The organism is Novosphingobium aquimarinum, from assembly GCF_009746585.1.
Classification (GTDB): Bacteria; Pseudomonadota; Alphaproteobacteria; order Sphingomonadales; family Sphingomonadaceae; genus Novosphingobium; species Novosphingobium aquimarinum.
Genome location: NZ_WRPO01000028.1, coordinates 17,182 through 41,282 on the forward strand (window position 1 = coordinate 17,182; position 24,101 = coordinate 41,282).

Genomic DNA, 24,101 nt, shown 5'->3' on the forward strand with positions numbered 1-24,101 from the left:
ATCACGCCTTTTTGAGTTCGGATCCGCGCTTCAGCACTTTGGTCCCGTCATCCTGGCAGATCACATAGGCGGGGTTGTCCGAATCGCCTTTGCGGCGAATTCGCTCGCCTTTGATCGTCCGGCTGACCTCGCGCTCGAAACGCTCGGCGATCTTGCCGGTCGCCGTACCGTTCCCCCAATTCCACTGGACTTCGCTGCCTTCTCGAAAAGAATTCGACATGGCTTATTACTTCGCTGCCTCTTCCTGCACCGCGGTGATGGTATCGGCATTCCCGCCGGTATCATCGTCGGAGCCAATCGCACCGGTGATCCAGATCGCCGAAAGCGCGACGATCGCCAGCGCAAGGCTGAAGAACAGGATGTAGCGAACGATGTGGGGAGTCGATCCCGCGCGGGCGGCATCTTCCTCGACGTGAACGTCTGGGCCTTTGGGTTGCATTTGTCTCTCCTTTTGAATTCCGGGTCCGACACACAATGCCGGTGTACGCGATCGAAACGCATGACGGGAAGGCCCGTTCCTTCGAACGAAGCTGCCCGCCGGGGCATCAGTCGCGCAAGAGTTCGTTGATTCCGGTCTTGGAACGCGTTTGCGCATCGACGGTCTTGACGATCACGGCGCAATAAAGCGCGGGTCCTGGCAGCCTGTCGGACCTCAGCGTGCCGGGCAGGGATCCCGGTACCACGACCGAATAGGGCGGTACGCGCCCGATATGGACCTCGCCGCTCTCGCGATCGACGATCTTGGTGGAGGCCCCGATGAAGACTCCCATCGAAAGCACGGCGCCTTCGCCGACGACCACGCCTTCGGCCACTTCCGAGCGGGCGCCGATAAAGCAATTGTCCTCGATGATGACCGGACCCGCCTGCAGGGGCTCGAGCACGCCGCCAATGCCGGCCCCGCCCGAAATGTGCACGCCCTTGCCGATCTGCGCGCACGAGCCGACGGTAGCCCAGGTATCGACCATGGTTCCTTCGCCGACATAGGCTCCGAGATTGACGAAGCTCGGCATCAGGACCGCGCCCTTGCCGATGAACGCGCTGCGCCGCACGATCGCGCCCGGAACGACGCGGATGCCGGTTTCGCGGAAACGCTCGGCGTCCCAGCCAGTGAACTTGAGCGGCACCTTGTCGAATGCGGGTGCGCCCCCGGCACCGTATTCCATCGGCACGTTATCGGAGAGGCGGAACGAGAGCAGGACGGCCTTCTTGAGCCACTGGTTCACCTGCCATTCGCCGTCGATCTTCTCGGCGACGCGCGCCTTGCCGGAATCGAGCAGGTCCAGCGCAGCCTCGACGACCTCGCGCACGTCGTCGCTTGCCGGAGTGACGGTGTCGCGGTTTTCCCAGGCAGCTTCGATCGCGGTTTCGAGTTCGGACATTGGCATGGTTCCCCCTGAGATCGGCCGCACTGGACGCGCGGTATGAACGGTCGCAGCGCGACTATCGCCTGGGTCCGGCGAGAACAAGAGCCGGCAGCGATATACGACTAAAGTCAGGAGCTGATGACGGGCCTCGTCAATTCGCGCACGAAGCCGATCAGGCCGGTCTGGCGCGCGCGCCGCATGCGTTCCGCGGCGAGGATCTGCGTGACCTTGGCGTAGCAGCGGTCGATGTCGTCATTGACGACGACGTAGTCATAGCCGTCCCAATGGCTGATCTCGGCCTGCGCCCGCGCCATGCGGCCGTCGATCACTTCGACGCTGTCGGTCGCCCTCGCATCGAGCCTGCGACGCAACTCGACCAAGCTGGGCGGCAATAGGAACACGCGAACGACGTCGGTCTCCAGCTTTTGATAGAGCTGCTGCGTGCCTTGCCAGTCGATGTCGAAAATGAAGTCCTGGCCTTGCTTGAGCCCCGCTTTCACGTGCGCCTTGGGCGTGCCGTAGCAGTGGCCGAACACGGGCGCCCATTCGAGGAATTCGCCCGCCTCCACCATCGCATCGAACTGCGGTTGGTCGACGAAGAAATAATCGCGCCCGTCGATTTCCCCGGGCCGGGGCGGGCGGGTCGTCGCCGACACCGACATGCAGAGATGCTCGTCACGCTCCAGCAGCATACGCGAGATCGTGGTCTTGCCTGCGCCGGACGGCGAGGAAAGAATGAACATGAGGCCGCGCCGCTGGAGCGCGTCCTTGCTGCCTGGCAGGTCGCTGATCATCGCGCGCCGATGGCTGGCCTTGGCTGACAGATCAAGAGGCGAGCAGGGTTATTTCTTTTCGCCTTCATTCGCCAATTCAGCCATCTTCACTTCGCCTTCGACCTCGGCAGTGCCGCCCTTCGAGCGATCATAGAGCGTCTTGGCGAGCAGGCCGCCACCGACGATCAGCATGCCGGGCACCGACCGTGTGGCAACTTTCGCGATTGCGGTGTGCAGCAGAGTTTCGCCGAAAGAGCGCGCCTTGAGGATCGAACGTGCCTTGCGCGGCGCGTATCGCGAACCCAGCAGCGCGCGTTCCATCGCGCGACGCGCCAGCATCGAACCACTGCGCAAGGCCACGTCGGCAACGATCAGGTTGGTGCGTGGATTCGGGCTCGGCCCGCTGAATTCCCCGGTATTGCCGACGATCGCGCGTTTTGCCTCGATCGCCTTGCGGCCCAGTCTCGTTCCCGGTCTGCGCTTTGCCATTGGTCCCCTTTTCCCGGACCCTGCAGGCCCGCCTACTTCTTTTTGCCGAAATCGACCGAAACCACGTTTGAGCCGTCCTCGCTTGAAGTAATGCGCGAAGCGACTTCGCGTTCCTCGCCATCGTTTCCGGCCGGGACTTGCGACTCGAGGTCCTCGTCTTCGGACGTGGCTTGAAACTGCAGGCCGAAATCGACTGCGGGGTCGACGAAGGCCGTGATCGCCGCAAACGGAACCTCGAGCTTCGCGGGAATCTGGTTGAAGCTCAGGCCCACCGAAAAGCCTTCGTCGGTCACGATGAGGTCCCAGAACTTGTTCTGCAGAACGATCGTCATCTCGTCGGGAAAGCGCTGCCGCAAGTCGGGCGGAACGCTGACTCCGGGCGCGCCGGTCTTGAACGTGATGTAGAAGTGATGGGCGCCGGGCAGTTCGCCGCCCGACGTCTCGACTTGGCCGAGAACACGGCCGACGACGGCGCGCAGGGCTTCCTGCACGATCTCGTCATAGGGAATGAGGCTGTCCGGCGGCGTATCGGTCATGGCTGCTAAGTGCGCACGCCTTTTGTCCCGGTCAAGCCGCTAGCATGCAAGGATTGGCAGGAAATGATGCCTTTTCCCCGATTCGAATGCGAATAACACGACAAACTGCGCAATAATCGTGTTCTGATCCCCTCGATTGATTCCCTGCCGCAGGCGACTATAGGCCCTGTCATGCGCACTGCACGGATCGAACGTAAGACACACGAAACCGACATTCTGGTCGAGGTGAAGCTCGACGGGACCGGCCATTATGCGGTTTCGACGGGCATCGGCTTTCTCGATCACATGATCGAGCAGTTCTCGCGTCACTCGCTGATCGATATCGAGTGCCGCATCGTCGGCGATCTCCATGTCGATCAGCATCACACCACCGAAGACAGTGCCATCGCGATCGGCCAGGCGATCGACAAGGCGCTGGGCGACAAGGCCGGCATCGGGCGCTACGGCTCGGCCTATTCGCCGATGGACGAGACGCTCGCACGCGTCGCGCTCGATATCTCGGGCCGCCCGTATCTGGTGTGGAAGGCAAAGTTCACGCAGGAGAAACTGGGTGAGCTGGATACCGAGCTCATCGAGCACTGGTTCCATTCGATCGCGCAGGCGGCCGGGATCACGCTGCATGTCGAAGTTCTCTACGGGCAGAACAATCATCACGTCTGCGAAGCGATCTACAAGGGTTTCGCTCGCGCGATGCGCAGCGCGGTCGAGCCCGACGCGCGCAAGGCAGGCGCGATCCCCTCGACGAAGGGCCAACTCGGTGGCTAGCGGCTGGGCGGCAGCATCGCGGGATGACTGAGGTTCTTGCCCTGATCGACTACGGCGCCGGCAATCTGCACTCGGTCGCCAATGCCTTGCGCGCCGCTGGCGCCGAGAACGTGACCGTCACCGACGATGCCGACGTGGTGCGCGCCGCGGATCGCATCGTCCTGCCCGGCGTCGGCTCCTATCGCGCTTGCGCACAAGGACTGCGCGCGCTGCCGCACATGATCGAGGCGATGACCGAGCGAGTACACGTCGGCGGGGCCCCGTTTCTCGGGATCTGCGTGGGTATGCAGCTGCTGGCGACACGCGGGCTCGAGCACGGCGAAACCGAAGGGCTCGACTGGATCGCGGGCGAAGTCCGCCTGATCGAACGCACCGATCGCGCCATCAAAGTGCCGCACATGGGTTGGAACATCGTGTCGCCGGGGCTGCACGATCCCTCTGCGGGCCTGATCGAGCTCGGCGAGGCCTATTTCCTGCACTCCTATCATTTCGCGGTGGAAGACGGCCGGGCCATCGCCGCCATGACCGATCACGGGGGCGGGCTCGTGGCCGCGGTCGCGAAGGACAATGTCGTGGGCGTGCAGTTCCATCCGGAGAAGAGCCAGGCCTACGGACTTTCGTTGCTTTCCCGTTTTCTCGAGTGGAAACCGTGACATGATCGTATTTCCTGCCATCGACTTGAAGGGCGGACAAGTCGTCCGGCTGGCAGAAGGCGATATGGCGCGCGCCACGGTATACGGCGACGATCCGGCCGCGCAGGCGATGCTCTTCGCCGACGCGGGTTCGCAGTTTCTGCACGTGGTCGATCTCGACGGCTCGTTCGCGGGCAAGGCCGAGAACCGCGCCGCGGTCGAGGGGATACTCGAAGTGTTTCCCGGCCACGTCCAGCTGGGTGGCGGGATCCGCACGCGAGAGGCGGTGGACGGCTGGTTTGAGCTTGGCGTCAGCCGGATCGTCATGGGAACGGCTGCACTCAAGGACCCGCAGTTCGTCAAGGACATGGCGAAGGAGTGGGAAAACGGCATCGTCGTCGCGGTCGACGCGCGTGACGGCATGGTCGCGACCGAGGGCTGGGCGGACGTCTCCGACGTCCCCGTCACCGATCTCGCGCGGCGGTTCGAGGATGCAGGCGTCGCCAGCCTGCTGTTCACCGACATCGGACGCGACGGCATGCTGAAAGGCGTGAACGTCGATGCCACGGTCGATCTGGCGCGCAGCGTCGACATTCCGGTGATCGCCAGCGGCGGAGTGAAGGGTCTGGCGGACATCCGCCTGCTCGCACTGCATGCCAAGGACGGCATCGAGGGCGTGATCACCGGCCGGGCGCTTTACGACGGCCGGCTCGACCTCGCGACCGCGATCGCCATCGGCGAGGGAGACTGAGCGCGATGACCGTCTGCGTCCGCGTCATTCCTTGTCTCGACGTGGCCGAAGGGCGCGTGGTCAAGGGCGTGAACTTCGTCGATCTGCAGGACGCCGGCGATCCGGTAGAGCAGGCGCGTGCCTACGATGCTGCCGGTGCGGACGAGCTCTGCTTCCTCGATATCTCGGCGAGCCACGAGAATCGCGGGACGCTGCTCGATATCGTCCGGCGCACGGCCGAAGTCTGCTTCATGCCGCTGACAGTCGGCGGCGGCGTGCGCACCGCGGAGGATGCCCGCGCGCTGTTGCTGGCAGGTGCCGACAAGGTCGCGGTCAATTCGGCCGCGGTCTCGCGCCCCGAAGTGGTCGCGGACATCGCCGAGCGGTTCGGCAACCAGTGCGTGGTCGCGTCGGTCGACGCTCGTCGCAGCGGCGAGAGCTGGGAGATCTTCACCCACGGCGGCCGCCGCGCGACGGGCATCAACGCGATCGAGCATGCGGTGAAGCTGGCAATGCTGGGGGCCGGAGAGCTGCTCGTCACATCGATGGATGGCGACGGCACGAAGGCCGGATACGACCTCGAACTGACACGCGCGATTGCCGAATCGGTCGGCATTCCGGTGATCGCCAGCGGCGGCGTCGGTACGCTCGAACACTTGGTCGAGGGAGTCACGCAGGGGCATGCGAGCGCCGTTCTGGCCGCCTCCATATTTCACTTTGGTACGTATACGATTGCCGAAGCCCATGCCGCGTTGCGCGCTGCCGGGCTTCCCGCCCGCGCCTGAGGCCGCAATCTTTGCCAGATCGCGTGTCCTGCTTAGGGACACTCGCAAATGGGCGCTTGCTGCAATGCGGAAAGAGCGACACCGGAAGCCTCGAGTTCGTCCCCATGAAGGTGCGTTCAACAGGACAATCAACCGTGTGTCGCAACAGCCTTGCCAGCGCTCTCTTCCTGAGTTTCATCGCGGCCACGCCCGCCTATGCCAATGGCGCTGTCCAACTTCCCGAACCGAGCAGCCTTCTGCTGCTCGCGATCGGCACCACTGGCTTGCTGGTCGGCCGCAGGATGGCGATCAAGCGCTCGTCCGGCGACGACTGACCCCTCCGGGGGGATCCGGGGAACGGCTTTCGGCTTGACCCGGTCCGTCCGGCGTTCCATTTCGCGCTCGATGAGCGGCCCCGACACTCTTGCGCGCCTCGAAGCGACAATCGCCACGCGTCGTACGGCCGATCCATCGAGCAGTTACGTCGCCAAACTCCATGCCAAGGGCCTCGGCAAGATCAGCCAGAAGCTGGGCGAGGAAGCGGTCGAGACGGTGATCGCGGCGCTCAGCGAAGACCGCGAGGCACTCGTCGGCGAAGCGGCCGACTTGCTGTTCCACCTGATGGTCCTGCTTAGCGCCCGGGATGTATCACTGGCCGAAGTTATGGACGAGCTGGACCGGCGCGAAGGAACTTCAGGCATTGCCGAAAAGGCGGCCAGAACCTCCTGAAAGGACGAGATAATGCCGATCGACCCGCGCGAACCTTACGACAACGACAACATCTTCGCGAAGATCCTGCGCGGCGAGCTGCCGTGCAACAAGGTCTACGAGGATGAGCACGCGCTCGCCTTTCACGACATTCGCCCGCAGGCACCGGTCCACGTGCTCGTCATCCCCAAGGGCGCATACGTCAGCTGGGACGACTTCACGGCCAAGGCCGAGGATGGCGAGATCGCCGGGTTCATGCGCGCCGTCGGCCATGTGACGCGCGAACTCGAGCTCGACGAGCCGGGATATCGGCTGATGATCAACATGGGCACGAACGGCCACCAGGAAGTGCCGCATTTGCACGTTCATATCTTCGGCGGGCGGCAATTCTTCCAGATGATCGCCGATTGAGGCGCGTCATCGCGGGATTTCCGCCGATAAAATGAGCCTGGGCTGCCGCGAACTGTTCGCAGCAGCTAGGCAGCGCGATTCGAGCCCGCTACACACCCGTCGCACCCATGACGGAATTTCCCAAACCTTCCAGCGGAGTGATCGAAGGCGGCATTCACCGCTATGCCCTGCGCGTATTCTACGAAGATACCGACGCGGGCGGCGTGGTCTATCACGCCAATTACCTGCGCTGGTTCGAACGCGCGCGGACCGACCTGCTGCTTTTGCTGGGCGTCGATCAGCGCGAAGCGATCGAAAGCGGCCTGGGGCTCTATACCGTGGCCGAAGCCTCGCTGCGCTACCTCGCGCCGGCGCGGCTGGGGGACACGGTGATCCTCGAAACCGTCGCCGAGACGATCCGCCGCGTCTTCGTCGTCATGCGCCAGATCGCCTGGCGGGGTGACACCAAACTCTGCGAGGCCAGCCTGCGGGTGGGCTTTGTCACCCCCGAGGGGCGGCCTCGCGCGCAACCCGAGGCCTGGCGGCAGGCCTTCTCCCGTCTCCAGCCCGACCCGAAAGGTCCCGAATGACTCTCGCCTCGCTCACGGCGTCGCTTTCCGGCATGGCGCCGGCCGGCAGCGGTACGCCTGACCGGCTCGACCCGGTCCAACTGTTTCTCGATGCCGACATCGTCGTTCAAGTGGTCATGATCGGCCTGCTGCTGGCCAGCATCTGGAGCTGGATGATCATCGTCTCGTTCTCGATGCGCATGGCGAGCGTGCGCCGCCGGTCGGACGCCTACGAGGAAGGGTTCTGGGATGCGCCCAACTTCGACGCCTACCAGAAAGAGCGCCGGCGCGGCGACGTGCCTCTGGGCAAGGTCGCGGGCGAAGGGCTGGCCGAATACAAGCGCAACGCCGCGTTGAAGCGCTTCGACGCCGAGGGCGCGCGCCAGCGCATCGCGGCCGCAATGGATTCCAAAGTGGGCGAAGAGGCGGAACGGCTCTCTGACCGGCTCAACTTCCTGGCGACGGTCGGCTCGGTTTCGCCGTTCGTGGGACTGTTCGGCACCGTGTGGGGCATCATGAACAGCTTCTTCCAGATCGGACAACAGCAGAATTCCTCGCTGGCCGTCGTCGCGCCGGGCATTTCCGAAGCGCTGTTCGCGACCGCGATCGGCCTGTTCGCGGCCATCCCAGCGGTGATCGCCTACAACCGCTTCTCGCACCGGGTGAACGCCTTCGAGGCGCGGATGCAGCGCTTTGCCGAGCAATTCCACTCGGCGCTGTGCCGCCAGCTGGAGAACCGCTGATGGCGATGGGGCTGGTTGGCGGACGCCGTCGCGGGCGACGCGGACGGGGCGGCTCGCGCGCGCCGATGTCGGAGATCAACGTCACGCCGCTGGTCGACGTGATGCTGGTGCTCTTGATCATCTTTATGGTCACCGCGCCGCTGCTCAAGGCGGCGGTGCCGATCGAGCTGCCCGAAAGCCGCGCCAAGGCGATGTCGGAGGAAGCGCAGCAGCTGACCATCACCATTCGCCGCGATGGCGTGATCTACCTGGAAGACGCGCCGCTGTCGCCCGGCGAGCTCGCGGATCGGCTGGCCGCGGTTCCCGCCGGCGCCGACGGTCGCCCGCCTCTGGTGACGCTGCGCGCCGACCGGGCAATCGATTACGGGACGGTGATGGGCGTCATGGGCGAACTCAATCGCGCCGGCTTCACCTCGATCTCGCTGGTGACCGATGTCAGCGGCGGTTCAGGCGCCTGACGGTAGCGAACGCAAGAATGGCTGCAGCAACGCTCAGGAGAGAGGAAGGGCTCGGGCTCGCGGTCGCGATCGCGGCGCATATCGCCCTGGTTGCCGTCCTGCTGCTGCGCCCCGAAAGCGCTGAGATCGTGAAGCCGCCCGAGCGGATTGAAGTCACGATCAGCGACGAGGTCGCGTTGCGGTCGACCTCGCCCACGCCGTATGCGCAGCCTGCGCCGGACATCGCGCCGACACTGGGCGAAGCGGCGCCGATGGCCGTGCCGGACTTTGCCGAACCTCTGCCGCTCCCGCCGCAGCCGGTCGCTCAGCCAGAACCACGTCCCGCGCCTCCTGCCGATGAACGGCCGCGCCGCCGCCCCGAACCGAGCCGCAGCGAAACTCGCCCCACGCCGCGCCGCGCTCCGCCGCCGCCCAAGCCCCCCGCGCCGCCACAGCGGACCGAACGTCGCCAAGCCGCGAAGCCTGCGCCGGCCCCCGCCGCGCCGAAAGCGAATCGTAAGCCTGCGACCAAGTCCGCGCCGGCACGAGCCACGCCCAAGGCGGATCCCAAACCGACCGCCAAGTCGGGGGGTAGCCGGGTTGGCGCTGATTTCCTCGAAGGCGTGAACAGTTCCGAAGGGAGCTCGCGTTCGAGGCCGGCCGCGGAAATCGGCCCTCGAGTTCAGGCCTCGCTGGCCAGCGCCATCACACGGCAGTTGAAGCCGCACTGGCAGGCTCCGCAGGGTGCGGATGCTGACCAGCTGGTGACGATCGTGCGTTTCCGCCTCAATCGCGACGGGTCTCTCTCCGGGAGCCCGACGATCGTACGCCAGAGCGGTGTTACGTCGGCGAACGAAGCGCAGAAGGAACGCCATGCCGAACAGGCGATCCGGGCGGTGCGACTGGCGGCCCCGTTCAATCTCCCGGAAGAGTTTTACGACGGCTGGAAGACCGTAACTTCTCAATTCGACAGAAGGTTGTCCCAATGAAAACTGCTGCCATCGCACTTCTTCTGGCGAGCGCGAGTTTCCTCGGATCTCCCGCGCTTGCTCAGGTCGAATCATCGTCGCCGACTGTCGCAGCGGAACCGATGGTCGAGGAAACCGACCCCGATGGAGGGTTGAGCGTAACGGTTTCCGATGAGAACGAGTGGCAGGATCTCGGTATCGCCATCACCAACTTCGCCACCGATGCGGACGTCTCGACGCAGACCAATGCGGGCAGCACCGCTCAACTCGGCCGAGCGATCTCGGGCGTGATCGCATCCGACTTGCGCAACAACGGGCTGTTCAAGCCGTCGGGCCCGTCGGGCTTGCCCGATGTGCCGTATCCCGCGGTGCAGTCGCCCGATTACCCGGTCTGGAGCTCGCGCAGCGCCGACATGCTGGTGCAGGGCTACGTTCGCGCAGGCGCGGGCGGCACGCTGACGGTCGGCTGCTACCTTTACGACGTCGCGCTCAAGCAGCAGCTCGTGAAAGGCGGCTGGCAGTTCGGCGCGTCTGACTGGCGGCGCGCGGCGCACAAGTGCTCCGACCTCATCTATTCGCGCTTGTCGGGCGAGAGCCCGTTCTTCGACAGCCGCATTGCCTATATCGCCGAAACCGGCCCCAAGGACAGGCGGATGAAGCGTCTGGCAGTGATGGATTCGGACGGTGCCAACCACAAGTACCTGACCAGCGGGCAGGCGACCGCGCTGACGCCGCGCTATTCGCCCGATTACCAGCAGATCCTCTACTTGTCGTACCTTAACGGCCAGCCGAGCATCTATGTCTACGATCTTGCCACCGACACGCAGAAGCTGATCGCGCGCAACACCAACCCGACTTTCGCGCCGCGCTGGTCGCCCGACGGGCGCTGGATCCTCTATTCGATGGCGACCGGCGGCAACACCGACATTTACAAGATCTCGGCCAACGGCGGCAGCGCGCAGCGGCTGACCGATACGCCCGGCATCGACATCGGCGGCAGCTTCTCGCCCGATGGCACGCGGATCGTGTTCGAGAGCGATCGGTCGGGCAGCCAGCAGATCTACGTGATGAACGCGGATGGTTCGAACCAGCGGCGGATCAGCTTCTTCGGCGGACGTTCGGCAACTCCCGAATGGAGCCCGCGCGGGGATCAGATCGCGTTCACTCACATCGCGGGTGACTTGCGGATCGCGGTCATGCGCCCCGACGGTGGCGGTTTCCGCTACCTGACCGACGCCTGGCAGGACGAGGCCCCGACCTGGTCGCCCAACGGCCGCATCGTCCAGTTCTTCCGGACGCAGCGCAATTCGGGCGAAACCACCATCTGGCAAGTCGATTTGACCGGCCGCAACGAACGCAAACTGCCTACCCCGGTGGGGGCTTCGGACCCGGCCTGGGGGCCGATCCGTCCTTGATTTGCTTGACTGCCGCGCAATTCTGTCAATTTGTGTGCGGAACTGCTGAGCGCCCCGTCCATTAGCTTAAAGCAGACCGAGGAGACAACTATGCCCAACCTGCTGAAATTCGGCCCTACCGTATCGCTTTTCGCTGGCGCTCTCGCGCTGTCCGCTTGCGCCTCCAAGGCGCCGAAGGAATTGCCGCCCGAGCCCGGCCCCGCGACCAATACCAACACCGGTGCCGGTTCGCTTGGCGCGGTCCCCGGTAGCCAGGCCGATTTCGTGCAGCTCATGCAGGGTTCGGACACGATCTATTTCAACACCGATCGATACGATATCGATTCGTCTGATCAGGTCGCGCTCGCCAAGCAGGCGCAATGGCTTGCCCGTTATCCGTCCAAGCGCGCCACCATCGAAGGTCATGCCGACGAGCGCGGGACGCGCGAATACAACCTCGCGCTGGGCGAACGCCGCGCCAACGCGGCTAAAAACTATCTCGTCAGTCTCGGGATCGACGCCTCGCGCCTTTCGACCATCAGCTACGGCAAGGAACGCCCGGTTGCGCTGGGCTCGAACGAGCAGGCATGGGCACAGAACCGCCGCGCGGTGACCGTCACCATAGATTGAACGACGTCAGCCACCGAGCGGCCCCGGCAGGACCGGGGACGCTCGCGGTTGGCTGCGCGACGATGGCGCTCGTGTTTGCGGTCGGGCCGAGGCTGGCTTCGTAAGCCTGCGAGCCGAACAGCACGTAAGCTGCCATCATCAGGATCGAAAGTCCGGCGGAGATTGTGAGCTTGTCGCTCATGCCTGTCATCCCAACTACTAAACTAGGTTATATTAACTCAGGTTATGAGTTGTTGCAACTGCACAATCGCATGCCGCCGTTAATTCGCTCTGAACAAGGGGCAAGGCCTTGCATCGCTTTCGAGTCATGGATTAGGCACCGCCGATGAGCAAACCGCGCCGATCGAACGACTGGGGCTTCCCGCGCTGGCGGGGCTATGAGAGCGGCCGCGAAGCCGCCAGCGTGCGCTTGTGTGATCGGCATGGCTGCACCGAACAGGGCACTTGCCCGGCGCCGAAATCGCCCAATAGCCCGGATCGGTGGTATTTCTGCCAGAAACACGCGGCCGAATACAACTCGGGTTGGGACTACTTCGCGGGTCTCGATGCCGAAGCGGCGGCCGAACGGGAATCGCAGGAACGGGCAGACAACGCCGGCTACAAGGAATCGGCGCATTATGGCTGGGCCGGATCGGGTGACGGCTCGCGCAGCCGCGACGAGATGCGTGCGCTCGAATTGCTCGGGCTGGAAGCCGACGCCGATTTCGAAATGATCAAGAAGGCCTGGCGGAGCAAGGCCAAGGAAGTCCACCCCGACGTCAGGCCGGGCGACGAGGAAGCCGCCAAGGCGTTCCAGGCGTTTCAGGTCGCCTACGAGGTGCTGCGCGCGGCCGAGGAACGTCGCGAATGGAAGCCCCACTCCGAACTCTAAGCGCCGCTACCCAGTGAGCGCGTGAACGGTCCAGGCGACCGCGACCAGCAGCGGCGCGCCAGCGATATCGAGCAGCAGACCTGCCTTTACCATGCGGGGCAGGGCGATACGCCCCGTGGACCAAGCGATCGCATTCGGCCCGGTTCCAGCCGGCAGCATGAAGCCCCAGCTCGCGGCGAGCGCCGCCGGAACCGCGAGCAGGATCGGATCGGCTCCGAGCGCGACTCCCAGACTGGCGACCACCGGCATGATCCCGCTCGCGGTGGCGACGTTGCTGGCGAATTCAGTGATGAGAATGACCATGGCGACGATCGCCACCGCGACCAGCCACAGCGGGGCCGCCGACAGCGGCAGCAGCGCCTGACCAAGCCAATCGGCCAATCCCGAAGCGCCCATGCCTTCTGCGAGCGCCAAGCCGCCGCCGAACATCATGATGACGTCCCATGGTGCGCGGTTCGCCTCGGACCAGATGAGCAAGGGCCTGCCGGTCCCGTCGGGGACGAGGAAGAGCAATAGGCCGACGCCGATCGCGATCGTCCCGTCGGTGAGCGAACCTGCCGGAAGCAGCGGCGCGAGCAGAGGGGTGGCCATCCACAAGGAGAACGCGAGCGCGACCAACGGTACGAGCCGGCGTTCCGCGCTCGACCAGGTCGGGTCGATTTCGATCGCGGTGCGGGCCGCGCCGATATCGAAGCGGCGCGCGCCGACATGCTGGACAGCCGTGATGATCACCGCAGCGAGCGGAATTCCGATCAGCACGACGGGCACGCCGACGAGGCTCCATTGCGCGAAGCTGATCCGCACGCCCATCATCGAATCGAGCAGCGCCACCGCGATCGCGTTGGTGGGGGACCCCACGATCGTGCCGAGCCCGCCAATCGAGGCGGCAAAGGCAATGCTCATCGGCAAAGCGCCGGAGAGCCCGTCGTGATCGTCCTCGCCCAGGCCGCCTGCTTCCAGCACGGCCACGGCCATCGGCATCATGATCAGCGAGGTCGAGGTGTTCGAGATCATCATCGAGAGGATGGCGGCCGCCATCATGAACGCCAGCAGCAGCTGACGCGAACCGCCCCGCGAACCGAGCCGGTCGAGCAGTGCGAGCGCCAGCCGGCGATGCAGGCCGGTGCGCTCGATCGCCAGAGCAATGAAGGCCCCGCCCAGAATCAGGAAGAGCGTGGGCGAATAGTAGCTGGACGCCGTTTCGCCCGCGGTCATCACGCCGCAAAAGGGCAGGACCACGAAAGGCAGCAGCGCGGTGGCGGTGAGGGGCACGGCCTCCGTCATCCACCAGGCCGCCATCCAGACCACGAGCCCGGCAACCAGCAGTGCCTCGCGCGGCATTCCCGCCGGTGTCGGCAAGACGATCGCGGCAAGGAATGCCGCCACGCCTGCCAACAATCCTGCCCTGCGCGCCGTCATGCCCGCGTCGCCCCCCACCCCGTTGTCAAATCGCCGGACGACTCTAGACTGCTCGCACGATCGGACAAGCTGCGAGGAGCGCACCAATGGCGCAATCGGATGGACGCGTTCTCGGGATAGGCGGGTTCTTCCTGCGGTCGAAAGATCCTGGTGCCCTGGCGGCATGGTACCGCGACAATCTCGGCATGGTCGTGACCAAGGCCGGCGAGCCCGATCCCAGTGGGGCCTGGACCTGGGTTCAGGAGTCGGGTGAGACGGTGTTCTCGACCTTTCCCGCCGATACCGATTACTGGCCGGCCGAGCGCCAAGTCATGCTGAACCTGCGCGTCGCCGGTCTCGACAGCCTTGTCGAGCGTCTCGCAGCGGCGGGCACACCGGCCGAACGACGCGCCGAGTGGGACGATCCCCACGTCGGCCGCTTTGCACGGGTTCACGACCTCGAAGGCAATCCGATCGAACTGTGGGAGCCGCCCACCGGTTGACCCCCTTCGCGCAGGATCGTGACGCGAGTGCCGGGCGTTCTTCGCCGCACGGGCGCCTGCATGAACACGGAGCGCGAGTTTCGAGGGCCCACCGCAAAGCGGGACTTGCTACCTCAGGATCGTGAGCCGGGATCGTTCACCGAGAAAACGCGCCTCAACGCGGCGCGCTTCACAATTTCGATCCGGTTGGGCTTACTTGGGGGCAAGCACCATCAGCATCTGGCGGCCTTCCATGCGCGGATAGGCTTCGACCTTCGCGACTTCCTCGACATCGGTCTGGACGCGGCGTAACAAGTCCATGCCCAGCTGCTGGTGCGACAGTTCGCGACCGCGGAACCGCAGCGTGACTTTGACCTTGTCACCATCTTCGATGAAGCGCTGGACGTTGCGCATTTTCACATCGTAATCGTGATCGTCGATGTTGGGACGCATCTTGATCTCTTTGATGTCCTGCGTCTTCTGCGTCTTGCGCGCGAGATTGGCCTTCTTCTGCGCCTCGTAGCGGAACTTGCCGACGTCGAGGAACTTGCAGACTGGCGGGTCGGCATTCGGGGACACTTCGACCAGATCCAGCCCGACTTCGGCGGCCTGCTCGATCGCCTCGCGCGTGAACATGACGCCGAGGTTCTCTCCGTTTTCGTCGATGACCCGCACCTTATCCACCTGGATGAGGTTGTTGTAGCGCGGACCGCTCTTTGTAGGCGGCGTCATCATGCGCCGTGGTGGGGGTGCTATAAGCGTTCTCCTGTGCAGTTTACTGGTTCAAGCGATAACGGGCGTCCTTAGGGCGAAAGTCCTAACAAGGAAATGCAGGATTTTCACTGGATGCGACGCACGGCCCCGGCCATCGGTCGGGCTCCGCCAACTGATATGGGTACTCAGGTGGCCGAGCGCCAGAGCGGAAACTGCACGAGTTTCCCAGTCGCCGGCAGAATGGCATCGATCGCATGCGCCGGCTGCATCGCCGACAGTATTTCGGGACTCGTGGCATCCATGCCGCCCGTCAGCGCGCCGAAGGCCGGCAGGATCATGCGCCTTTCGCTACGCACGGCGCAAGCCCGCGCGATCGATCTGCCGCGGGACTTGAGCCTGATCTTGGGGTGGAAATGTCCCGAGAACTCCGGTCGGCGCTCGTCCGGATGGGCCTTGTGGCGCAGGATGATGCCGCCCAACTCCGCGTCGGGCAGCGGCACGCCGCCGCTGTGCGCCACCAGCGCTTCGTCATGGTTGCCGGTGATCCAGATCCAATCGACGGCGCGCGTGAGCGCCGCCAACATCCCTGCCGCGTGCGGATCGAGCCGTTCGTTGCCGCGGCTGTCGTGGAAGTTGTCGCCCAGCGCGAAGACACGCCGAGCGCCCGTCTTGCGGATCGCGTCGGCCAGGCGTTCGAGTGTTTCTCTGCTGTCGTAAGGCGGCAGCATCTGCCCCCCCCGCGCGAACCAGCTCGCTTTCTCGAGATGCAAGTCCGCCACAAGCAGCGCGCGCTCGTCCGGCCAATGGACCGCACGGCCATCGACGAGGTGCATTTCCCTGCCTGAGAACAAAAAGGGTACCATGCGCTCCCCTTGCCGGAGCGGTCGCGATTTGGCAAGCGCTCGGCAATGGCGCAAAGGGATGGGGTTACCGCGATGAGCGACTGGACACGGCATACCGAAGAGGCGCGCGCATGGTTCGAGTCGTTGCGCGATTCCATCTGCGCGGCTTTCGAGGCTATCGAGCGCGAGGTCGGCAGCGACGCCACCTTCGAATATACGCCGTGGGAACGCGACGCCGATAATGGCGGCGGCGGCACCCGCGGCCTGATGAAGGGCAAGGTCTTCGAAAAGGTCGGAGTCAACGTTTCGACGGTTTCAGGCGACTTCTCGCCCGACTTCGCAGCGTCGGTGAACGGGGCTTCGGTCGAGCAGCCCGGGTTCTCGGCAACGGGAATCAGCCTCGTCGCGCACATGGCCAATCCGCATGTCCCCGCCGTGCACATGAATACGCGCTTCCTGACGACGACCGCCGCGTGGTTCGGCGGGGGTGCGGATCTGAACCCGCCAATCCCGTACGAGGAGGACACGCGCGACTTCCATAAGGCGCTCGAAGCAGCTTGCGACGCGTCCGATCCCGGCTACTACGAACGCTTCAAGCAATGGGCGGACGAGTACTTCTACATTCCGCATCGGCAAACGCATCGCGGCGTCGGCGGCATCTTCTACGATCACCTCGAATGCGCCGATGAAGCGGCGTTCGCAGCGAATTTCGCGTTCACGCGCTCGGTTGGCGAGGCGTTCCTCGATGTCTTCCCACGGCTGGTGCGCCGACGGATGGATTCATCCTTCGATGCCGCGGACAAGGCTCGCCAGCTGGAATGGCGCGGACGATACGCGGAGTTCAATCTGGTCTACGACCGCGGGACCTCGTTTGGCCTGCGCACGGGTGGCAATGTCGAAGCCATCCTGATGAGCTTGCCGCCCGAAGCGACCTGGGCCTAGCCGCCGGCACGCAAGGCTAGACCCGTCGGCAGCGCGGCTGCGCTACCGACGGGATGGCCTGGCATCAGCCCATGCCGCTGATCGCGCTTAGCGAGGACGCCAGGATATCGGCGCCCGGTTCGACCACGGTGATATCGAGGCCACCGACGCCGATGGTCTCGTTACCGGCGACATCCGTGACGTTCGCCGTGATGGTGTGGCTGCCCACGGACAGCGAAACGTCGATCGAGAAGCGACCGTCGGCTCCGGCAATTACGGTTCCCAGAGCATTGGAGATGTCGAACAGTTCGATCTCCGCGCCTGCTTCGGCGAGCCCGGTGATGGTCAGGCCCGTGGTCTTGGTGGTGACGTTGTCGGTGTTCGACGAACCGGTGTCGTCCTCGCTGGCGAGATCGAGCTGGGAGACCGGAAGCGGCGCCGTCGTGTCGACTGTGATCGACAGTGCAGGCGAGTTTTCGGACGCGTTGCCCGCCACGTCGGACGTGCGCGCCACGATCGAATGGGTTCCTGCCGCCAACGACACATCGATGTTGAACAGGCCCTGCGCATTCGTGGTGCCGCTGCCGAGCAGAAGCGTTCCTTCGAAGAGCTGCACGGTCGAAGAGGCGGCGCCGATACCCGTCACCGTAAGACCGCTCGTCTTGTTGGTGATGTTGTCCGTGCTCGAAAATCCGGTGTCGTCGGCCGCGACCAGGTCGAGCAAGTCGATCGGCGCGGGGGCGGTGGTATCGACCGTCACGTTGAGCGGAGCGGATGCCGCGCTTTCGTTGCCGGCGATATCCGTGGCGATGGCACGGATCGCATGGCTTCCGGCGGCCAGATCGACGTCGAACGAGAAGGTTCCGGTGGCCGAAGCCGTCGTAGTCCCCAGACTTGTGGTCCCATCGAACAGTTCGACTTCCGAACCGGATTCGGCTGTCCCCGAAATCGTCAGGCCTTCGGTGACGCTGGTGATGTTGTCGGTCGTGGAACTGCCGGTATCGTCCGCCGTCGCGAGATCGAGCGCGGCAGGCGCTGCCGGAGCAATCGTGTCCTTCTTGCTGCCACCGCCGGAGCTGCCAATGGCAAAGGCGCCGATCGCGAGGCCGCCGCCGACGATCGCGCCCAGGGTGAGGGTGTTCTTGTCGTAGCCCAGCACCGAATCGTCGCTCCGGTTGTCGCCACCGGAATACCAGGGATCGGCACCGCCGACCGTTGTCGCAGTGCCCATCGAGGCTGCGTGCGAGTCGTCGCTGGCGGGCGGCGGAGCTGCGGCGTAGGCATCGAGCCATTGCTCGGCCACGGCCCAGTTATCCACGGTCTCGATGGTAACCTTGTCGTTGACGATCTGGCCGTCCTCGGCACGGCGATCGTTCTGTGCGTGATCGTTGACATACTGGCCGAGCGACATGCGCTCGCCAGTCTCGGAGTCCTTGACGTCGACTCGCGCGCCGGCCGGAACCTTCAGGTTGGCCGGGAGGGCGGGAAGTTCCTTCGTGATGACCTTCTTGCCGTCGGCAGAGGTTATGCGAACGATGATTGCCACTAAAAACGTCCTTATGGGAATGTCGGCGCGGGCTCGCTTCTTGCGCCTAGTCGGGGGATTCTGCGCGGCGGCGGGGGCAATGCCGCGAACCGGTTCTTGCGACCAGTCTCGCGCCTGACAGCACCATGGCGCACGGTTGGCAAGAGGTTATGCCCTAACGCAGTGGAGGAATGCGACGCTTGGCTCTTGCTCCGCGTCACAAAATCCTCACATGCTGCTCACGCTTATGCTCCGTCAGTACGAACTCGTCGAACGCGTTCTCGAATACGCCCCCGAAGCCGACGAGGCCCTGCTCAACCGCGCCTACGTCTTTACGATCCAGAAGCACGGCGCGCAGAAGCGTGCGAGCGGCGATCCCTACTTCAGTCATCCGATCGAAGTCGCGGGGCTGATGACCGAGCTCAAGCTCGATCAGCAGACGATCGTGACCGCGCTGCTCCACGACACCGTGGAGGATACGCTCGCGACGATCGCCGACATCGAACAGATGTTCGGCAAGGAGATCGCCCGCCTCGTCGATGGCGTCACCAAGCTTTCCAAGATCGAGACGCTGACCGAGAACGAGCGCGCCGCGGAAAACCTGCGCAAGTTCCTGCTGGCGATGAGCGAGGACTTGCGCGTCCTGCTCGTCAAGCTTGCCGATCGTCTTCACAACATGCGCACGCTGCATTTCATCAAGAGTGAAGACAAGCGCCGCCGGATCGCCCGCGAAACCATGGATATCTACGCCCCGCTGGCCGAGCGGGTGGGCATGTACGAATACATGCGCGAGATGCAGCTGCTCGCCTTCGAGCAGCTCGAGCCCGAGGCCTATGCGACGATCACGGGCCGGCTCAGCCAGATCCGTAACCAAGAGGGCGGCCAAGTCGATGCGATCGCCTTCGCCATCAAGCAGGCGCTCGCGGAAGCCGGGCTCAACGTCGAAGTCGCAGGGCGCGAGAAGCACCCGTACTCGATCTGGCGCAAGATGAGCGAGCGCCACGTCACTTTCGAGCAGATCACCGATATCATGGCATTCCGCGTGCTGACCGATAGCGCCGACGATTGCTATCGCGCCCTCGGCGTGCTGCATCGCACCTGGCAGATGATTCCTGGCCGCTTCAAGGACTACCTCTCGACGCCCAAGAGCAACGGCTATCGCTCGCTTCACACCGCGCTCATCTACGAGAACTCGATGCGGATGGAGGTCCAGATCCGCACGCGCGAGATGCATCGGACGAACGAGTTCGGCCTGGCCGCGCACTGGGCCTACAAGCAGGCCGATCGCCCCGACGGCGAAGTGGGCTGGCTGCGCGATCTGATCGAGATCGTCGATACCAGCCACGATCCCGACGATCTGCTCGAGCATACAAAGCTTGCGTTCTATCAGGACCGCATCTTCGTCTTCACGCCTAAGGGCGCGCTGCATCAGTTGCCCAAGGGCGCGACCACGCTCGACTTCGCTTATGGCGTGCACACCGATCTCGGCAACGCGGCGGTCGGCGCCAAGGTCAACGGGCGGCACATGCCGCTGCGCACGCGGCTCGCCAACGGCGACGTCGTGGAGATCATCAAGTCCTCGCATGCCGAACCGCAATTGTCGTGGCTCAGCTTCGTCGTGACCGGGAAGGCGAGGGCGGCGATCCGCCGCGCGGTGCGCGCCAAGGAGCGGCAGGAAGTCGCCGAAATCGGCTCGAAACTTTTCGACGAGATCGCCAGCCGCGTTCCCGGTCGCGTCGGCCGCAAGTCGATCGACAATGCGATCGCACGGCTCGGACTGCGCGACGAGGAGGACTTGCTCGTACGGATCGGCTCGGCCCGGCTGGGGGACCGCGAAGTGATGGAGGCGTTGGCCCCCGGGAGCACGGCCAAGCTGCCAGAGGACCATGATTGGCCGAGCCGCGAACGCGCGATCTCGATCCGCGGGCTGACGGCGGGGGTCGGCTTCGAGCTGGCTGATTGCTGCCATCCGGTCCCCGGCGATCGCATTGTCGGCCTGCGCCGCCCGGACCAGAAGGTCGAAGTCCACGCGATCGACTGTCTTTCGCTGGCCGATGGCATCGATGTCGACTGGCTCGATCTCTCATGGGGCGAACGCACCACCGGCGCGACTGGGCGGATCCGCGTGGTGCTCTACAACCGCCCCGGCACGCTGGCCGAAGTGACGGACGTGTTCGCCCGCGCGCGCGCCAATGTGACCAACCTGCAGATGAGCCAGCGCGACGAACACTTCGGCACGTATGACGTCGATCTCGAAGTGAGCGACGTGGCGCACCTGGCGCGCATTATCGGCTCGTTGCGGGGCTGCGAGGCCGTGGCCGAAGCCGAACGGATCTAGTCGCCGGTCGAGACGCGTCGTACCGGCACCGGAACGTTGCAGATATCGACGCCGCCGGCGGGGCGGAAGTAGAACGAGTCCTTGCGATTGGCACGGCTGGCCAGATAGGCGGCGAAGCTCCCACTGTCGGTGTCCAGATATTCGAACGCCGGTAGCCCGGATACGTCGGAGCCGAGACGGATAGCGGTGATGGCGGTGCGCTCGCCCGGGGTTTCGTAGAACCCCAGCGGTCCGGTCCCGCGCGGCAAGGCGGACAGATGCTCGATCCCCTCGATCACGCGCCCGACCACCGCGATGTTGCGATCGAGATGGCGAGGGGCCTGGCCGATCACGGCGTAGAGTTCCGCGCCCGAGCCGGTATCCGGCGAAACGTCGCGGCCCACGCCGACGTAACCGTAGCAATGCACTGGCCAGAACTCCGACCGTTCGACATCGCGGGATATTTTTTGCTCCTGAAGGATGTGCCCCTGCGTGTTGGCGGGGCGGGCAACCGCGTTTCCATCCTCATCAACCCAGCGCCCCGTTTCTTGGTTGGCCAGCGGCCAGCCGTTCCAGAATTCGACCCACGGGGCATAGCTGTCCCGCTCGTGCCAGCCCTGGCTGGCGAGTTCGGTCTGCGTTGCCTCGATCGAAATGAGAGCGCGTTGTTCGGATGGGGAGGGCTGGTTGAAGTCATCCAACGCCGCCACTTCCTCCACAGCATCGGCGATCGCACCCTCAGCCGAAGCACCGGCAAGGGTTTCGACGTCGACGGTGTAATCGCTTTCTGGAACCTTCGTCAGACCGGACGGCAACGCTTTGGCCTTCGCACGATCCTCCGCGCCGGGATCGCCCCACTGGACCACGTAGTTATCCTGGACACGGTTGATGCTGGTGCCGTCCCACCACTTGGCACGAGCCAACTTGCGCATATTGTCGATCCACCCTTGCGAGAACGGCGCAGGCAGCAATTGAATGACCACGCGGCGCGCGCGGCCGGCCGCATCAGGCGCAAGATCCATCACCAGCAGATCCTCGGGCGCGATCCTGTTCCAGTCTGTGCCGGGCGCCGCGGCCACGATCTCGTTGGGGGTCGTTGGCTCAGCGGGCGTGGCTGGCTGGGTCTGGGCCGCGATCGGCGCGGCGAAGACAAGAGCGGCACAAAGGACAGGATATCTCATCCCGTCACCATGGCATCACCCAGCGACTTGCGGAAGCGTCACCTTCCCGCTAGGGGCCCAATCCTTGCCGTCAGGCATGCGGAGCGGTGGCCGAGTGGTCGAAGGCGCACGCCTGGAAAGTGTGTATACGGTAACCCCGTATCGTGGGTTCGAATCCCACCCGCTCCGCCACCCAGTGTCTTGATTTCATTAGAAAATCGGTTTGAGCATTGCTCAAAAGTTCAGTACGGTTTTCGTTCTCCGGGTACGTTTTGCAGGGAAAGTTGCGATTTGCGCGCCGATTTCTCCGGTTGCGACCTCCGCGTCGCAATTGTGGCGAGATTTTGGGCGTTTACGTTCGTAGCCCGTACCCTGGTTCGACAGACTACCCGCACCGCCACCCAGTCATTCTCTGACTAACCTATTCCACAAACTGGCAAATCTCGGCGCGCTTCCGCGCCCTTTCGCGCGTCCGCCGTACCTCGGAGAGCGCCAATTCGCTATGATCGGATGTGCTTCGTGCCTCTTTTCTCCGAGGCTTGCGCCCATGGTACGGTTTCCCATTTTCGTGGGAATCTCGTGGGAATCTCGCCGATGCCCGCCGCATTCCAATCATTCTTCCTTAGGAAAGCAGCGGAGAACCAAGGGTTTAAGGCAGCTATTCCCATATCGTGGGTAAGTGGGAATACGCGGCCAGTGCGTGGGGCAAACCTGCGCAATAATCTTCAATGCTGCGAAACCGCCAGGCCGCCATTCGATCTTGCCGTTCATGATTTGATCTGCTAGGCACCAAGCTTCACCACAAAAGAGATGCTTTCCAACACGCCGCTTGCGGCCTCTTTTTTGTGAGTTTGATAATGCCATCACAGATTGAAATGCGAGCGACCACGTCGCTCAAGGCTTACAGCAAGAACGCTCGTTCTCATTCCAAGAAGCAGCTGGGAAAGCTTAAGAAGTCCATCCAGGAATTTGGTTGGACGAACCCCCTTATCATTGATGAAGCCGGCATGGTCTTGTGTGGCCATGGGCGCCTTGCCGCCGCGATCGAGCTTGGCATGACCGAAGTGCCGACGGTCAAGATCGATCACATGACCGAAGAGCAAAAACGTGCTTACATCCTGGCCGATAACCAGCTTGCCTTGGAATCGTCTTGGTCAAAGTCGCTACTGCGCGACGAGCTGAAGGGCCTTGCCGACTTTGGCTTCGATCTTGAACTGACGGGCTTTGACACGATCGAGATCGATCGCGCCATCAGCTTCGGAGACCCCGAGCCAAAAGCGGATGACGATGTTCATCTGCCTTGCGAGAAAGCCAAGCCGGTTTGCCGGATTGGGGACCTGTGGCAAGTTGGAAAGCACCGCTTGACCGTTGGCGATGCCCGCGACCCGGTGGCATATGAGCGTTTGCTGGATGGCAAACGCGCGCAGCTCATATTGACCGATCCTCCTTATGGCTGCGCGATCGCTGGTAATGTGTCCGGCTTGGGTAAGGTCAAGCACGAGGACTTCGTGATGGGGGCGGGCGAAACTTCGTTGCCGGAGTTTGCCGCCACGATCCTGCGCCCCGCTTTCAAACAGATGGCGCTCCACGCCAGTTCTGGCGCGATCGCATTTGTCTGCACCGACTGGCGCGCGGCGCCGCATCTTCTCGACGCGGCCCAGGGCGTGTTCGATGAGCTCAAGAACCTCATCGTCTGGGCTAAGACCAACGCTGGCATGGGGACGTTCTACCGGTCGGCGCACGAGCTGTGAGATGGTGCCGGTTTTCTGGACAGGGTGTTAAGCTACTCCCGACCTGATGGATTGGTACGGGAATGAAGACGACGAGGAAGCGCTACAGCGCCGATTTTAAGGCCAAGTGTCAACGGCGGAGTAAAAGTCGTCCATTAGGCGGAGTAAAACCAGGCCACTTGATCCGGGTGTTGGCGAGCGCCGTGAGGGCGTAGCCCGAGCGGGGGTCGCCAACACCCGGATTGTCAT

Annotated in this window: 30 protein-coding genes and 1 tRNA gene; 19 read left to right on the forward strand and 12 right to left on the reverse strand. The window is 64.0% G+C overall.

Annotated features, from left to right (window positions below; translation table 11 throughout):
- Position 1: 1 nt before the first annotated feature.
- From GQO94_RS18715 to GQO94_RS18740, 6 genes are all read right to left on the reverse strand, one after another.
- Entirely contained in the window at positions 2-220 is a 219-nt protein-coding gene (locus tag GQO94_RS18715) for a hypervirulence associated TUDOR domain-containing protein (protein WP_156842924.1), read from the reverse strand.
- 6 nt (positions 221-226) lie between these two features.
- Positions 227-439 carry a hypothetical protein gene (locus GQO94_RS18720; RefSeq protein ID WP_156842925.1) on the reverse strand — a complete coding sequence of 71 codons (213 nt, stop codon included), beginning with the start codon at positions 437-439 and terminating at the stop codon, positions 227-229.
- A gap of 106 nt (positions 440-545) precedes the next feature.
- Positions 546-1,379, reverse strand: a complete 834-nt coding sequence (gene dapD / locus GQO94_RS18725) for a 2,3,4,5-tetrahydropyridine-2,6-dicarboxylate N-succinyltransferase (protein WP_156842926.1) — start codon at positions 1,377-1,379, stop codon at positions 546-548.
- Positions 1,380-1,492: 113 nt separating this feature from the next.
- A complete protein-coding gene (gmk, locus tag GQO94_RS18730; protein ID WP_156842927.1) occupies positions 1,493-2,158 on the reverse strand; it encodes a guanylate kinase in 666 nt (221 codons plus the stop codon).
- Between the two features lie 48 nt (positions 2,159-2,206).
- Positions 2,207-2,626 (reverse strand): hypothetical protein, encoded by a 420-nt coding sequence (locus tag GQO94_RS18735; RefSeq protein ID WP_156842928.1) that lies wholly within the window; start codon positions 2,624-2,626, stop codon positions 2,207-2,209.
- Between the two features lie 32 nt (positions 2,627-2,658).
- Positions 2,659-3,162, reverse strand: coding sequence for an SspB family protein (locus GQO94_RS18740; RefSeq protein WP_156842929.1), 504 nt, complete (start codon positions 3,160-3,162; stop codon positions 2,659-2,661).
- A 171-nt stretch (positions 3,163-3,333) separates the two neighbouring features.
- Here GQO94_RS18740 and hisB point away from each other — a divergent pair, with 171 nt between their 5' ends.
- The 13 genes from hisB to pal all read left to right on the forward strand — a co-directional run bounded on the left by hisB (position 3,334) and on the right by pal (position 11,892).
- Positions 3,334-3,927, forward strand: a complete 594-nt coding sequence (gene hisB, locus GQO94_RS18745; protein WP_156842930.1) for an imidazoleglycerol-phosphate dehydratase HisB — start codon at positions 3,334-3,336, stop codon at positions 3,925-3,927.
- A gap of 23 nt (positions 3,928-3,950) precedes the next feature.
- On the forward strand, positions 3,951-4,580 hold the full coding sequence (gene hisH, locus GQO94_RS18750) for an imidazole glycerol phosphate synthase subunit HisH (RefSeq protein ID WP_156842931.1): 630 nt from the start codon (positions 3,951-3,953) through the stop codon (positions 4,578-4,580).
- A gap of 1 nt (position 4,581) precedes the next feature.
- Positions 4,582-5,310, forward strand: coding sequence for a 1-(5-phosphoribosyl)-5-[(5-phosphoribosylamino)methylideneamino]imidazole-4-carboxamide isomerase (hisA, locus tag GQO94_RS18755; RefSeq protein ID WP_156842932.1), 729 nt, complete (start codon positions 4,582-4,584; stop codon positions 5,308-5,310).
- A gap of 5 nt (positions 5,311-5,315) precedes the next feature.
- Positions 5,316-6,074: an imidazole glycerol phosphate synthase subunit HisF gene (gene hisF / locus GQO94_RS18760; RefSeq protein ID WP_156842933.1), complete on the forward strand. Its 759-nt coding sequence runs from the start codon at positions 5,316-5,318 to the stop codon at positions 6,072-6,074.
- 134 nt (positions 6,075-6,208) lie between these two features.
- Positions 6,209-6,388: a PEP-CTERM sorting domain-containing protein gene (locus GQO94_RS18765; protein ID WP_232333029.1), complete on the forward strand. Its 180-nt coding sequence runs from the start codon at positions 6,209-6,211 to the stop codon at positions 6,386-6,388.
- Positions 6,389-6,458: 70 nt separating this feature from the next.
- Positions 6,459-6,782, forward strand: coding sequence for a phosphoribosyl-ATP diphosphatase (locus GQO94_RS18770; RefSeq protein ID WP_156842953.1), 324 nt, complete (start codon positions 6,459-6,461; stop codon positions 6,780-6,782).
- Between the two features lie 12 nt (positions 6,783-6,794).
- Positions 6,795-7,172, forward strand: a complete 378-nt coding sequence (locus GQO94_RS18775) for a histidine triad nucleotide-binding protein (protein ID WP_156842935.1) — start codon at positions 6,795-6,797, stop codon at positions 7,170-7,172.
- Positions 7,173-7,279: 107 nt separating this feature from the next.
- Positions 7,280-7,741 (forward strand): YbgC/FadM family acyl-CoA thioesterase, encoded by a 462-nt coding sequence (locus GQO94_RS18780; protein WP_156842936.1) that lies wholly within the window; start codon positions 7,280-7,282, stop codon positions 7,739-7,741.
- A gap of 32 nt (positions 7,742-7,773) precedes the next feature.
- Positions 7,774-8,463, forward strand: coding sequence for a protein TolQ (tolQ, locus tag GQO94_RS18785; protein ID WP_408636672.1), 690 nt, complete (start codon positions 7,774-7,776; stop codon positions 8,461-8,463).
- A complete protein-coding gene (locus GQO94_RS18790) occupies positions 8,463-8,921 on the forward strand; it encodes an ExbD/TolR family protein (RefSeq protein ID WP_156842938.1) in 459 nt (152 codons plus the stop codon). Before tolQ ends, GQO94_RS18790 begins: the two co-directional genes overlap by 1 nt.
- Before the next feature lie 17 nt (positions 8,922-8,938).
- A complete protein-coding gene (locus GQO94_RS18795; protein ID WP_156842939.1) occupies positions 8,939-9,889 on the forward strand; it encodes a TonB C-terminal domain-containing protein in 951 nt (316 codons plus the stop codon).
- Positions 9,886-11,283: a Tol-Pal system beta propeller repeat protein TolB gene (tolB, locus tag GQO94_RS18800; protein WP_156842940.1), complete on the forward strand. Its 1,398-nt coding sequence runs from the start codon at positions 9,886-9,888 to the stop codon at positions 11,281-11,283. The genes GQO94_RS18795 and tolB overlap by 4 nt, the downstream gene beginning before the upstream one ends.
- 90 nt (positions 11,284-11,373) lie before the next feature.
- Positions 11,374-11,892 (forward strand): peptidoglycan-associated lipoprotein Pal, encoded by a 519-nt coding sequence (gene pal / locus GQO94_RS18805; protein WP_156842941.1) that lies wholly within the window; start codon positions 11,374-11,376, stop codon positions 11,890-11,892.
- Here the strand turns inward: pal and GQO94_RS18810 are convergent.
- The gene (locus GQO94_RS18810; protein ID WP_156842942.1) at positions 11,879-12,073 is read right to left on the reverse strand and encodes a hypothetical protein; all 195 of its coding nucleotides are present in this window, start codon (positions 12,071-12,073) and stop codon (positions 11,879-11,881) included. The genes pal and GQO94_RS18810 overlap by 14 nt on opposite strands.
- Positions 12,074-12,217: 144 nt before the next feature.
- On the opposite strand from GQO94_RS18810, the gene GQO94_RS18815 reads away from it, so the two are divergent.
- On the forward strand, positions 12,218-12,763 hold the full coding sequence (locus GQO94_RS18815) for a J domain-containing protein (RefSeq protein ID WP_156842943.1): 546 nt from the start codon (positions 12,218-12,220) through the stop codon (positions 12,761-12,763).
- 6 nt (positions 12,764-12,769) lie between these two features.
- Here GQO94_RS18815 and GQO94_RS18820 read toward each other — a convergent pair whose 3' ends face one another.
- Positions 12,770-14,182, reverse strand: a complete 1,413-nt coding sequence (locus tag GQO94_RS18820) for an SLC13 family permease (RefSeq protein ID WP_198046044.1) — start codon at positions 14,180-14,182, stop codon at positions 12,770-12,772.
- Positions 14,183-14,268: 86 nt separating this feature from the next.
- Here GQO94_RS18820 and GQO94_RS18825 point away from each other — a divergent pair, with 86 nt between their 5' ends.
- Positions 14,269-14,664, forward strand: a complete 396-nt coding sequence (locus GQO94_RS18825) for a VOC family protein (protein ID WP_156842945.1) — start codon at positions 14,269-14,271, stop codon at positions 14,662-14,664.
- Between the two features lie 192 nt (positions 14,665-14,856).
- Here the strand turns inward: GQO94_RS18825 and infC are convergent, their stop codons facing one another.
- Together infC and pdeM are read right to left on the reverse strand one after the other, a co-directional pair.
- Positions 14,857-15,378 (reverse strand): translation initiation factor IF-3, encoded by a 522-nt coding sequence (gene infC / locus GQO94_RS18830; protein WP_156842946.1) that lies wholly within the window; start codon positions 15,376-15,378, stop codon positions 14,857-14,859.
- 164 nt (positions 15,379-15,542) lie between these two features.
- On the reverse strand, positions 15,543-16,220 hold the full coding sequence (gene pdeM, locus GQO94_RS18835) for a ligase-associated DNA damage response endonuclease PdeM (protein WP_156842947.1): 678 nt from the start codon (positions 16,218-16,220) through the stop codon (positions 15,543-15,545).
- 72 nt (positions 16,221-16,292) lie between these two features.
- Here pdeM and hemF point away from each other — a divergent pair, with 72 nt between their 5' ends.
- Complete coding sequence (gene hemF / locus GQO94_RS18840) at positions 16,293-17,141, forward strand: oxygen-dependent coproporphyrinogen oxidase (RefSeq protein WP_156842948.1); 849 nt, start codon at positions 16,293-16,295, stop codon at positions 17,139-17,141.
- Between the two features lie 64 nt (positions 17,142-17,205).
- On the opposite strand, the gene GQO94_RS18845 is transcribed toward hemF, so the two are convergent.
- Positions 17,206-18,666 (reverse strand): Ig-like domain-containing protein, encoded by a 1,461-nt coding sequence (locus GQO94_RS18845; RefSeq protein ID WP_156842949.1) that lies wholly within the window; start codon positions 18,664-18,666, stop codon positions 17,206-17,208.
- A 226-nt stretch (positions 18,667-18,892) separates the two neighbouring features.
- Here GQO94_RS18845 and GQO94_RS18850 point away from each other — a divergent pair, with 226 nt between their 5' ends.
- Entirely contained in the window at positions 18,893-20,983 is a 2,091-nt protein-coding gene (locus tag GQO94_RS18850) for a RelA/SpoT family protein (RefSeq protein ID WP_156842954.1), read from the forward strand.
- Here the strand turns inward: GQO94_RS18850 and GQO94_RS18855 are convergent.
- Entirely contained in the window at positions 20,980-22,143 is a 1,164-nt protein-coding gene (locus GQO94_RS18855; RefSeq protein WP_156842950.1) for a peptidylprolyl isomerase, read from the reverse strand. The genes GQO94_RS18850 and GQO94_RS18855 overlap by 4 nt on opposite strands.
- A gap of 80 nt (positions 22,144-22,223) precedes the next feature.
- On the opposite strand from GQO94_RS18855, the gene GQO94_RS18860 reads away from it, so the two are divergent.
- Positions 22,224-22,314 (forward strand) — tRNA-Ser (locus GQO94_RS18860).
- Between the two features lie 665 nt (positions 22,315-22,979).
- On the forward strand, positions 22,980-23,873 hold the full coding sequence (locus tag GQO94_RS18865) for a ParB N-terminal domain-containing protein (protein ID WP_156842951.1): 894 nt from the start codon (positions 22,980-22,982) through the stop codon (positions 23,871-23,873).
- Positions 23,874-24,101: the final 228 nt, after the last annotated feature.